At 59.5% G+C, this 10632-nt stretch carries 12 protein-coding genes and 1 pseudogene; 6 read left to right on the forward strand and 7 right to left on the reverse strand.

What is annotated here, in order from left to right; translation table 11 throughout:
* The 7 genes and pseudogenes from GNZ13_RS04310 to GNZ13_RS04340 form a co-directional block, all read right to left on the reverse strand.
* Positions 1-593, reverse strand: a 593-nt coding sequence (locus GNZ13_RS04310; RefSeq protein ID WP_172160803.1) for a LysE family translocator, incomplete at its 3' end; no start/stop codon positions are given.
* A 312-nt stretch (positions 594-905) separates the two neighbouring features.
* Positions 906-2257: pseudogene (locus GNZ13_RS04315) on the reverse strand (alpha/beta fold hydrolase).
* A gap of 22 nt (positions 2258-2279) precedes the next feature.
* Positions 2280-3212, reverse strand: a complete 933-nt coding sequence (locus GNZ13_RS04320; protein ID WP_172160805.1) for an NmrA family NAD(P)-binding protein — start codon at positions 3210-3212, stop codon at positions 2280-2282.
* Between the two features lie 106 nt (positions 3213-3318).
* Complete coding sequence (locus tag GNZ13_RS04325) at positions 3319-4356, reverse strand: alpha/beta fold hydrolase (protein ID WP_236001800.1); 1038 nt, start codon at positions 4354-4356, stop codon at positions 3319-3321.
* 51 nt (positions 4357-4407) lie between these two features.
* Positions 4408-5400 carry a carbon-nitrogen hydrolase family protein gene (locus GNZ13_RS04330; protein ID WP_172160807.1) on the reverse strand — a complete coding sequence of 331 codons (993 nt, stop codon included), beginning with the start codon at positions 5398-5400 and terminating at the stop codon, positions 4408-4410.
* 75 nt (positions 5401-5475) lie between these two features.
* On the reverse strand, positions 5476-5958 hold the full coding sequence (locus tag GNZ13_RS04335; RefSeq protein WP_172160809.1) for a MarR family winged helix-turn-helix transcriptional regulator: 483 nt from the start codon (positions 5956-5958) through the stop codon (positions 5476-5478).
* Positions 5959-6174: 216 nt separating this feature from the next.
* Positions 6175-7212 carry a GlxA family transcriptional regulator gene (locus GNZ13_RS04340; protein ID WP_172160811.1) on the reverse strand — a complete coding sequence of 346 codons (1038 nt, stop codon included), beginning with the start codon at positions 7210-7212 and terminating at the stop codon, positions 6175-6177.
* Positions 7213-7317: 105 nt separating this feature from the next.
* Here GNZ13_RS04340 and GNZ13_RS04345 point away from each other — a divergent pair, with 105 nt between their 5' ends.
* The 6 genes from GNZ13_RS04345 (at position 7318) to GNZ13_RS04370 (ending at position 10628) form a co-directional block, all read left to right on the forward strand.
* Positions 7318-7854 (forward strand): tautomerase family protein, encoded by a 537-nt coding sequence (locus GNZ13_RS04345; protein ID WP_172160813.1) that lies wholly within the window; start codon positions 7318-7320, stop codon positions 7852-7854.
* Between the two features lie 14 nt (positions 7855-7868).
* Entirely contained in the window at positions 7869-8342 is a 474-nt protein-coding gene (locus tag GNZ13_RS04350) for a hypothetical protein (protein WP_172160815.1), read from the forward strand.
* A gap of 37 nt (positions 8343-8379) precedes the next feature.
* Positions 8380-8601 carry a hypothetical protein gene (locus tag GNZ13_RS04355; RefSeq protein WP_236001798.1) on the forward strand — a complete coding sequence of 74 codons (222 nt, stop codon included), beginning with the start codon at positions 8380-8382 and terminating at the stop codon, positions 8599-8601.
* Positions 8598-9014 (forward strand): hypothetical protein, encoded by a 417-nt coding sequence (locus tag GNZ13_RS04360; RefSeq protein WP_236001799.1) that lies wholly within the window; start codon positions 8598-8600, stop codon positions 9012-9014. Before GNZ13_RS04355 ends, GNZ13_RS04360 begins: the two co-directional genes overlap by 4 nt.
* A 224-nt stretch (positions 9015-9238) precedes the next feature.
* A complete protein-coding gene (gene gstA, locus GNZ13_RS04365; RefSeq protein ID WP_172160817.1) occupies positions 9239-9850 on the forward strand; it encodes a glutathione transferase GstA in 612 nt (203 codons plus the stop codon).
* A 157-nt stretch (positions 9851-10007) separates the two neighbouring features.
* Positions 10008-10628 (forward strand): MBL fold metallo-hydrolase, encoded by a 621-nt coding sequence (locus tag GNZ13_RS04370; RefSeq protein ID WP_172160819.1) that lies wholly within the window; start codon positions 10008-10010, stop codon positions 10626-10628.
* The last annotated feature ends 4 nt before the right edge of the window (positions 10629-10632 follow it).

Raw genomic sequence — 10632 nt, forward strand, 5'->3', positions numbered from 1 at the left:
AATACTACGGCCAGGCATCCTTCCAGGGCACGACGGGTCCGCACGTACAACCTGCGAGCCGAGTCCGTTGAAAACAATACTGCATAACCGCCGAACACCAGACATCCGATGGCCGCACAACCTGCAATTACAGCACTATGGGCTGATCCCGTGCTGTTCGACGATAGAGCAACAATTGAAACCCACACGAGGATAGCTTTTGGATTAGTGAGATGGAGCATCACTCCGCGGGCGTAGACGCCCGTCAATGTCGGTGTTCGCTCTACCTTCAGTACGGATTCAGCTGCTGTCGCAAGCGCATTGCGTCCGGATTTGAAGGCTAGCCACAGGAGATATAGACCACCAAAAATCTTGACTGCAATGATGAATTGCGAATAGGCGATCAGGGCAGCCGACACGCCTAGCGTTGCCACCGTCGCCCAAAACATTGAGCCCGAGATGACACCGAGTGCGAACATCAACGCCGCTTTCCGGCCGTGACTGGCCGCTATGGACATAATTGCAAGGTTGCTCGGCCCTGGACTCGCGGTGCCAACGAAATACGCTGCATAGGCAAGCAGCAGGTTTGTCGAGAAATAGGCGTTTCCAGTCATGTTTGGGTTCCAGAAATCGAAAGTCGCCTAATTATCGGGCTTTGCAGAAACGAGCGGGAGTGGCAATATTGCCATCTTTCGAGGAATATCAGACATGCACGCCAGTGTTCGTCGAACGAGACGGGCGGATGGCGCCGCATGCCCGAAGCAAGTCAAACGCCCGGGCCGCCTTCACGAATGCCTCAGTCCGACCTGTTTCGTCGAAAACCCGTGTTTCGCAAGCGGACCCGGGGCCGAACCAAACAGCAGATCAATGCAAACAACATCGCATGGACCCGACTAGCACGATTACATCGAGGAGCGCTTCGCACTTTAGGCGCGCAAGGGCCTTAGTCCCGTGCGCACTTCGTTCGCGAAGATCATCGGTTCTTCCCATGCCGCGAAGTGCCCGCCCGTTTCGGGTTTGTTGAAGTAAATCAGGTTGTGATAGGCCTTTTCGGTCCAGGTCTTCGGCGCCTGGTAGTTTTCTCCCGGAAAAGCGCTCACAGCGGCAGGCACGTTGACGTCGGCCGCGAGGAAGAAATTCGCGTGCGACTCCCAATAGAAGCGCGCCGCCGAGATGCCGGTGTTGGTCAGCCAGTAAAGCGTGATGTCGTCGAGTATGTCGTCTCGCGTCAGCGCGCCTGCTGAATGACCGTTGACGGGATGACCGAGCACGGCTGCGCTCAACGCCGCTGCGGGCTGGCCGTAGCCGTCGCCGTGGTCGAGTAGCCAGGAAGCCAGCGCGACGGGCGAGTCGGCGAGTCCGTACAGCGTCTGCGGGCGCGTGCCCATTTCGAAAGCGTAGCCGCGCTTCTTTTTGAAGTTGGCACTCAACTGCTCATACGCGTGCTTTTCCTCGTCCGATAAGCCGGCAGGCATCGCGTCGCCCGCGGCCAGCGACTTCAGAATCTCCGCCGGAACGGAGGCAGGGAAGTTCACATGAATGCCGATCAGTTCGGGCGCGCCTGTTTGGCCATGATGTTCGTGACAATCCCGCCGAGATCGCCGCCCTGCGAAGCAAAGCGCTCATAGCCGAGGCGTTTCATCAATGTGACCCACGCGCGCGCGGTGCGCTCCGGTCCCCAGCCCGTTGTGGTAGGTCTCGCCGAAAAGCCGTAACCGGGCAATGATGGAATCACGAGATGAAACGCATCCGAAGCCGGCGCGCCGTACGCAGTCGGATTGACGAGCGGGTCGATGATCTTGAACTGTTCGATGACCGAGCCGGGCCAGCCGTGGGTCACGATCAACGGCATCGCGTTTTCGTGCTTCGACCGCACGTGGATGAAATGGATATCGAGTCCGTCAATCTCAGTGATGAACTGCGGATACGAATTCAGCCGCGCTTCGCATTTGCGCCAGTCGTAGCCGGTTGCCCAATATTGCGCGAGCCCCTGAATGGTGGCGAGCTGGATGCCCTGCGATTCGTCGGGCACCGTCTCGCGATCCGGCCAGCGCGTGGCCTTGATGCGGCGCCGCATGTCGACGAGCTGCGAGTCGGGGACGTGAACGCGGAATGGCCGGATCGCCGTCTTGTCGCCGTTCGCGGGTTCGGTGATCTTGCCGATTGCCGGGCTCGTGTCCGCGAAGGCGAGCCGGCTCAGCGAGCCTGCCGCGAGCGCCGCGGCGGCCATACCGACAAAGTGCCGGCGCGATGAGGATTGGGGCGTGTCTTTTGACATGGGATCGGTCTCCTGCCTTGGATCAGCGTGTTGCGTTGCGCGTGAAGTCTGCGATGTGCAGTCTCACGAAGTCGTACATGCTCATGGGTTTGCGGCCCGTGAGTTCGAACAGGTCGTTCGTCATGCGGTCGTATCGTCCCTGAGCGTGCAGGTCGGCCATCACGGCCAGATGATCGACGACGTGAGCGGGAATGCCGAGTTCGCGCAATTTGTCCGACCAAGGCGCGACAGGCACATTGCGGTAACGGATGGGCCGGCCGAGCGCGTCCGAAAAGACGCGCGCGGCCTGTTCGAGATCATTTGATTCGAGGCCCGTCAGGTTATAGATCTTGCCGATATGCGGCGCCGGGTCATCGAGAATCACCGAAACCGCATTTGCGACGTCAACGGCTGAAATGGGCGACGTCTTGCTATTGCCGAGCGGCAGTGCGAGTTCGTCGTTGTCGCGCACGCCGGCTGCGCCAAGCGTCAGGAAGAAGCTCTCGAGAAACGCCGTGGGCCGTACCGTGACGACGGGCAGCCCCGACCACTGCAAAACCTGCTCGGCAAGCCAGTGCAGCTTATGCTGGGGGCTGTCGGTCGTCTCCGTGATGCTCATTTCCGTGACTGTCATCTGCGACATGTTCACGATGGCATCGACGCCATGATGACGCGCCACGGCAGCAAAATTCACGGTTGCTTCGAGATAGGCCGCAGAGACGGACATGCCGAAATAGACGCGCGAACAGCCTTCGATTGCGCGGTGCATCGAGGCGAGATCGGTCAGGTCGCCGACCATGACTTCGGCGCCAAGGCGGCGCAACTCGTCCGCGCGTTCGTCTTCTTTGCGGACCAGCGCCCGCACTTTATAGCCCTTCGCGAGCAATGACGTTGTCACGTTGCGGCCAATGCCGCCAATTGCGCCTCCGGCACCCGTCACGAGAATGGGCCGATCATGGGCAGGTTTCGTTGTCATATCACATCCTTTCAAGGAAAAACTTCACTTCATTTATGTCTGCATATACACACCTGTGTATGAAAATGTGCGCGTGCATACGTCGATCAACGCGACGATCGGGTCATCATTCGCGGGCGCCTTGCAGAAAGCCGAGCATTGTCTTCGTAACCAGCTCGGGCTGCTCCTCCTGGATAAAGTGTCCACTGTTTTCTACGTCGACGGCGCTCATATTGACCGCCTTTTCTCCGACGACCATTTTCATCCACTTGTATGCGGGACCGCCCATCACGAGAACGGGCATTTGCAGCTGGCCATAATCCTTGTTGTCGCTGACGTCCTGAGGGAAGGCCTGATACCACGCGTTGCCTGCGCGGATCGCGGCGGCGCTGTCATAGGCGTGCTCGTACACGGCGCGGTCGCGCGCGTCGACTGCATTCTCATTCACAAGAAAGTAGTGGAAGAGCCAGTCCTGTTCAAGCCGGACGCGGCCTGCCAGCAGCTGCTCCGGCAAACCTCTGACCTGATTGAACGCGAACCACCACAGGTTCGGGCGCGCCGAACCCAGCCTGTCACCGTATGCGCCTTGGGCGGGTAGAAGCGGTAAAGTCTGCAGGCTATCGTCGGGATGCGGAAACTCCATCATCACCAGCTTGTCGGTGGCTTCCGGATAGTTCTCCGCGTAGGCGAACGCCACAGCCGAGCCGATGTCGTGTCCCGCGATCGCAACCTTGTCGTATCCAAGCGATTGCGTCAGTTCATGGATATCAGCGGCCATCGTTTTCTTGTCATAGCCATCAGCGGGTTTCGACGACGCGCCCATGCCGCGCAGATCCACCACGATCACGGTGTAATGCTCTGCGAGCGCCGGCATGATCTTGTGGAAGGTCCACCACGTTTCGGGCCAACCGGGCAGCAACACGAGCGGCTCGCCCTTGCCGCCGACCACATAATGCAGCCGTACGCCGTTCACGGTTGCATAGCCATTTCTGAATCCGGGCAGCGACTTCACCAGCGTACCGTCCGAAATGTCGGTCTTTGCGGCCGCGGGCTTGCGCGCATGCGTTGCGACGGGTGCATCCGTTGCGGACGTCTGCGTGTAGCCGGGCGAGGCGGCCGCCATCAGCGCCGCAACGACGATGCTCGCGCAGCCGGTCCTGATCATTGCTTTCAAAGCAAATCCTCCTTCCATAGGGGGCAATTCGAAGTTCGCAGGTCATGCAGCCTGGGTGCGCAGATCGTCGGAACCCTGGTCGTTGACGATCATCGCGTGCGAAGCGCGTTCGTGAACATGCGCGGTCGGCGTACGGTCGATCATCAGACTCAGCAATTCGGGGCGGTTGTAGTGGCCGGCCGAGTCCATCAGCATCTTGCGGCGGTCGATTTGCGTGAAGTCGAGATCGACGATCACTTCGCCTTCACCCGAGCGAAGCGGCTCGGCCATCAGCACGCCGTCAGGAGCGACGATCGTGGTGAAGCAGCCGCCCGAGATCGGACCGATTCCACAACCGGTATCTTTCATGATTTGCGCCTGCTGGTCCGCGTCCAGCCACGCCGTTGCATTGACGACGAACGCGCCGGATTCGAGCGCATGCTGGCGGATGTTGATTTCCATGCGCTGGGTAAAGCCCTCGCCAAAGGCGGAGCCCGGGTACATCGCCGAGTGGATCTGCTCGCCGTCGGCGATCATCGCGTAGCGGGCGAGCGGGTTGTTGTGCTCGAAGCATGCGAGCTGGCCGATGCGGCCGACTGCGCTGTCGACTGCACGCAAGCCCGAGCCATCTCCCTGGCCCCAGATCATGCGTTCGAAATGCGTCGGCGTGATCTTGCGGCGGCGCTGGATCAGCGTACCGTCAGCATCGAAGAGCAATTGTGTGTTGTACAGCGTGCCGCCATCGCGCTCATTGACGCCAATGGACACGACCATGCCGGCCTTTCGCGCGGCTTCGCCGATCGCGTCGGTAGCAGCGGACGGCACCGTCACAGCCTGTTCGAGCAGGCGCAGATGTTCGGTGCCCGACAGAAGCTCGATGCCCGTCTGGACGGCCGCAAAGTAAGGGTAATAAGGCACGACCGTTTCGGGGAAGGTGGCGAACTGCACGCCTTTCTGGCCGAGTTCGTGGATCTTCTGCACGACCTTGGCGACGGTTGCTTCACGGCTATAGAGCACCGGGCTGAACTGGACGGCGGCGGCTTTGACGACTTTCATGACAAACTCCTTGACGAGGGGGGAGGGGTACCAGGCGTTGGTCAATCTTGCATATGCAACATCGACCGAAAAACTTCAGACCATGCGCAGCGGCAATTTGCGCGCGATATTCATGAGCTCATGGGCGCCGCCTTCGCCGAGGAAGCGCGTCGCGTGGCTCTGTGCAGCCGACCACGCGCTCGCGGCGTTTTTGAGCAGCGCCTTGCCTTCGTGCGTGAGCGAGAGAGGGCGGCTTCGACCATCGCTTGCCAGGACGCCCTCGGCAACCCAGCCCTGCGCGATCAGTGGCTGCAGATTCCTTGTCAGCGTCGAGCGCTCGTGATGATTCCGTCGGCCCAGATCTGAGCGGCTGATAGGCCCGAACTCCGCGATCAGCACGAGCAATGAGAACTGCGGCGCCACGATGCCGAACGGACGCAACGCATCGTCATAGACGGAAGTCAAGACGCGGGAGATCTGCCGGGCGCGCGTCAGCAGACAATTGCGCGCGATCTGGCTGCTCAGCGGTTCATCCGCGGTGCGGTCCAGTTCAACGGTTCCGTTCGACTCGTGTTGCATATGCACTACCTCGGTAAGCCCAGTTTTTGCGGTGCGGTGTTTTGCTCGCGATGGGCGTATTTGAGCGGATGAACGTATCCCGCTTGTGTCCGAAAGTCGCCTGTGTGTAAGCGTGCGTATCCCTATCTGTTGTAGATACGTTGAGATACAAAAGGGCAGTGCGGGGAAAGAGGGAGGGAAATGACGAGGGCTGCGGCGTGATGATCTCGCGAGGCCTCAGCCGCCGTTGCGGCCTGACTCGGCTTCTATATTCTCAGCCGCGGCACGCGAGAACCGCATTTGATATTCACTCGGCGACAACCCGGTCTTGCGCTTGAACAATTGCCGAAATGTGCTGATATCGCCATAACCGACCCGCTGACTCACCGCCTCAAGCCCAATTGGCCGCGTTTCCAGCAACCTTTTCGCGACCTCGATGCGCAGATTCTGCAGATACGTCAACGGTGCGAGCCCGACGGCTTCCTTGAAACGGCGATTGAGCGTGCGTTCGCTGACAGCAAGCGACGCCGCCAGATCGCTCAACCGGAATCCCTGCTGCAACGTAGCCTCCATCTGCTGCTGGGCGCGCGCGACGAGCGTGTCGGTATGCCCATGTTCGTCGAGAAGCGTTGCAAAGGAAGCCTGCGAAGTCCGGTTCATGTCGATCAACAGCGCCTTCGCGGTCATCGTGGCGAGTTCTTCGCCGGCGAATGTTTCGACGAGCCGCACCGCGAGATTCAGATACGACGTCACGGAACCGCCCGAGATGATGCCGTCTTGCGCGATCAGCAGTTCCTGTGCGCGAACTTCGACACGCGGATAGCGGCGCGCGAAGTCCGCGGCTCTCGCCCAGTGCGTCGTTGCGGCGCGGCCATCCAGCAGGCCCGCCTCGGCGAGCAGGTAGTTGGCCGTGCAATAAGCCGCCAGCACGGCACCTGCCTTGCGTTGACGCCGCAGTGCGGAAGACAGCGCGTTCAACTGCTCGCGGCGCCCGATGAACTCGTCGATGTTCGAGAAAAACGGTGCCGTCAGCAGAACGGCGTCCGCCCGTTTGCGCGGGTCGATCTTGCCATCGACGTGAATGGTCTGGTCCGACGCAGCCGTGACGGGTTGCCCGTCGAGAGATTCCACGCGCCATGCAAACACCGGCGCGGATGTCGTGCCCGGTGCAGCCTTGCGCGCATGGAACTGATTGGCCGCGCTGAAGACGTCAACAGGGCCCGCGACGCCGGACGCGAGGATTCCGTCATAGACCCAGATGCGGACGATGGCCATTGCGTGTCTGAAATTCCCTGAATAATGGCGATGCTGCCACTTCCGGCAGCACGAGTAAACCCCGATCATGGCCACATCCAATGACCTGAAAGCAGGAGCAGCACCATGCCAATGATCGATGCACTGTGGCCCGAAGACGCCTTGACGCCCGAGGCCGAAGCGCGCCTCGTCAAGGAACTGACTGACATCCTCATCAAGGCGGAAGGGTACGATCCCGCCAATCCGATCGCACAGCGAGTCACCGTGTTCCATCTTCATCGGCCTGCTGCGATCTACATCGGCGGCGAACGCACGAACACGATACGCTACCGGATCATTCCGTCTGCACCCGAAGGGCAATACACCGACGAATCGCGTCGCTCGCTCGTCAGAAACGTCACGGAAGCGGTGGCGCGCGCGGAGAACCGGCCGTCCGATGACGTCGCGTCGCGCGTCTGGGTCTTCCCGACCGAGATTCCGGATGGCGCCTGGGGGACGCGCGGCGCGATCTGGATGCTGCCCGATATTCATGCGCTGCTGGCGGGCGAGTCTGAGCGCGGCGCGGGCGTTGGACGCCTCGCGCGACGCCGCCTCGAAAAGGCGCGCATCACGCTCGAAGCAGCGCTCGATGCCGCTAGCGCAGGCATGACGAGCAAACCGTAACTGGAGCGCCCAGCATGAAATTCAACGACACAGCCCCCGTGCTGGCGCCCGCAGACGGTCCGCCGCTCTGGCTGGCGAGGCTCGCCGAAAGCGCGACGCTCGAAGCCACCGTCCTGAAGCGTCCGATCGAGGGACGAGCCGATATTCTCTCCGTGATCAAACACGCGGTTTCGCTCTACGAATTCCAGCATCACAGCTACAAGGGCGAGATCGGCAACGGTTTGTACATGGAATCCTATCGGTCGCAGATCCAGGGCGTGCCGATCGAAACGGTGGTCGTCGCGCATCTGAACGAACAGGGCGAGACGGATTCCGTGGTCATCAATCATCGCCCGCTCAACGCAGCGCTGCTGTTTTCGAAACGGATGTGGGAATGCGTCGATGAGCGCTTCCGCGATTGCTACCTGACGGGACCAGAAGCCGCAGCGCTGCATACGGCACCTGGTGTGGCCTCGCGCCAGCCTCCTTGTATTGAAGAGTTGCCGTAACGAACGATCTTTCGATCGAAGCAGTGAGGATTTTGCAATGACTGATGCACTTGATGGCGTACGCGAACACTATCGCGCGACCGGCCTGACCGGGCAGCTGAAGATCGCACTCACGGTCCCTGGGCCGGAGGATCAACCGCTCACACCACAGCAACTGGGCGCCCTCGACCACTTTCACCCGCGTGGGCTTGCTGCCACCGCCGATCTTGCCCAACTGGCCGGAATCTCTGCCGACATGTCGGTGCTGGGTGTTGCATGAAACGCTTTCTTCTTAATTTGACAACAGCCTCTGTGCTGGTCGCTTCTGCTGGAGTTTCCATGGCGCAAACCACTCCTATGCCAACCACTCCGATGCCAACCACGCCAACCACGAAGATATTGGCGATTGGTACCTTTCCGCCAGGCACGGACATGCAACTTGTCCAACACATTCTTCCGACCGAAGTTCGCGAGACAGCGCAGCTCTACCTCGAGGGCAAGATTGACCAGTGGTATTCGCTGCAAGACCGGGCTGGGGTGGCGTTCATCCTGAACGTTACGGACGTCAGTCAAGCGCATGAAATGCTTGAGGCACTTCCCTTGGGGAAAGCGCACTTAATGACATTCTCGCTGCTCCCAATCGGCCCACTGAAGCCGTTGAGTAAGCTTTTGAATCCGCCGTCTCCCCAGTAGAAAGCGCTAGAGCGTATTGGGTTGCTGCGCCGCCGGTTTTCCTGGAGAAACCGGCAACGCGGGCGGACTATCGCGCCGTTGTGGTTTAGTAACCTGGAAGTTACCGGATTATATCGGCGCGGACTGCTCATGGCGTCCTATGGCCCGTCACCATCTGCTGCGCGTGACGATTAAGGTGGGATCGATCGTAGCGCAATCGTTCTAACTCCTTGTCAGGATCAAACATGAAGCTCTATTACTCGCCGGGCGCATGCTCGCTTGCGTCACATATCGTCGCACGCGAAGCCGGTATCGCAATTGAACTCGAAAAAGTGGACATTTCGTCGAAGCGCACGCAAGGCGAAATCGACTTTTTCACAATCAATCCAAAGGGAAACGTGCCAGTGCTCGAGCTCGAGGACGGGAGTTTTCTTACGGAAGGTCATGCAATCATGCAGTTCCTCGCGGACTTGAAGCCAGAACGCAATCTCGTTCCTCGCAATGGGACGATGCCGCGGTACCGCCTGCAGGAATGGCTTGGTTTCATAAATTCTGATGTGCACACGAGTTACTCCCCGCTCTTCAATCCCGCGACGCCCGAACTGATCCGCAGCACAAAGCAAGAAGTACTCTTCAAATATTACGCATTACTGGAGCGAACCCTGACGCCCCAGCAATGGCTGATGGGAGCGCATTTCTCGGTAGCCGACGCCTATCTTTTCACGATAACAAATTGGGCAAGGCACGTTGGGCTGGATTTATCGCAGCTGCCCGCTATCACTGCGTTTCAGCAACGCGTGGCTGGTCGCCCGCAAGTCCGGGAAGCACTTTTGGTGGAAGGTTTGCTGCGGGACTGATCAGGTAAGAGCCCTCGCGGCGACTGTTCGCCACGCGAGGTGCCACGTACCGAAATCAATTCGGAGTTCAAGGGTAGTCAGCGTTAGGTAGCAAGCAGCAACGACAAACTTCTGAGCTTGGAATCTACCTGGAAACAGCGGCACTAAGGAGGCAGATATGATTGAGCCGATCGACAGCCTGGAGATTACGGTCATAGTCGATAACGTTACCGATAACCTTTCATCAAATCCAAAGTATGTGGAAACAGAGGTTGCCGGGGCCTGGCAGCGCGGGATGAAATGGCTTGGTGGAAAATGTCTTTGTTGCGCCGCTCACGGCTTGTCTTGCCTGATTACAGCCCGAATTGGCGACACGTCGCACTCACTTCTGTTTGATACGGGGCCTGACGAGTGGGTATTCGAACGTAACATCGTCAGGCTCGTCCTCGACCTCGGCAAGGTCGGCGCGACGGTGCTTTCACATGGACATTGGGATCATGCAGCAGCGATGCCAAGGGCACTGCAGATGATAACTTTGGCAAACGGTGGAAAGCTTGTCCCAACCTATATGCATCCAGAAATGTTCGCATCGCGAGCGGTCAAGAATCCGCAGGGCCGCATGATGCCGATGGAGGATATTCCAAGCCAGCAGGTGCTTGCCGGTAACGGTGCAGAACTAGATTCCTTGACTGAATTGATTGGGATGCGATTGAGTCAGGTTTTTCTACGCAGCAATCTTCGCTTCGTCGCACCATGTGTTGACGGCCTGTTGGGCGATGCGGAAGCTGCGTTGCAATGACGCT

Source organism: Paraburkholderia elongata (assembly GCF_013177735.1).
GTDB lineage: Bacteria > Pseudomonadota > Gammaproteobacteria > Burkholderiales > Burkholderiaceae > Paraburkholderia > Paraburkholderia elongata.

Coding starts and splice junctions, on each gene's coding strand:
- GNZ13_RS04320 (WP_172160805.1), bottom strand. CDS start 3,212: ATGACAACGAAACCTGCCCATGATCGGCCCATTCTCGTGACGGGTGCC.
- GNZ13_RS04325 (WP_236001800.1), bottom strand. CDS start 4,356: ATGATCAGGACCGGCTGCGCGAGCATCGTCGTTGCGGCGCTGATGGCG.
- GNZ13_RS04330 (WP_172160807.1), bottom strand. CDS start 5,400: ATGAAAGTCGTCAAAGCCGCCGCCGTCCAGTTCAGCCCGGTGCTCTAT.
- GNZ13_RS04335 (WP_172160809.1), bottom strand. CDS start 5,958: ATGCAACACGAGTCGAACGGAACCGTTGAACTGGACCGCACCGCGGAT.
- GNZ13_RS04340 (WP_172160811.1), bottom strand. CDS start 7,212: ATGGCCATCGTCCGCATCTGGGTCTATGACGGAATCCTCGCGTCCGGC.
- GNZ13_RS04345 (WP_172160813.1), top strand. CDS start 7,318: ATGCCAATGATCGATGCACTGTGGCCCGAAGACGCCTTGACGCCCGAG.
- GNZ13_RS04350 (WP_172160815.1), top strand. CDS start 7,869: ATGAAATTCAACGACACAGCCCCCGTGCTGGCGCCCGCAGACGGTCCG.
- GNZ13_RS04355 (WP_236001798.1), top strand. CDS start 8,380: ATGACTGATGCACTTGATGGCGTACGCGAACACTATCGCGCGACCGGC.
- GNZ13_RS04360 (WP_236001799.1), top strand. CDS start 8,598: ATGAAACGCTTTCTTCTTAATTTGACAACAGCCTCTGTGCTGGTCGCT.
- gstA (WP_172160817.1), top strand. CDS start 9,239: ATGAAGCTCTATTACTCGCCGGGCGCATGCTCGCTTGCGTCACATATC.
- GNZ13_RS04370 (WP_172160819.1), top strand. CDS start 10,008: ATGATTGAGCCGATCGACAGCCTGGAGATTACGGTCATAGTCGATAAC.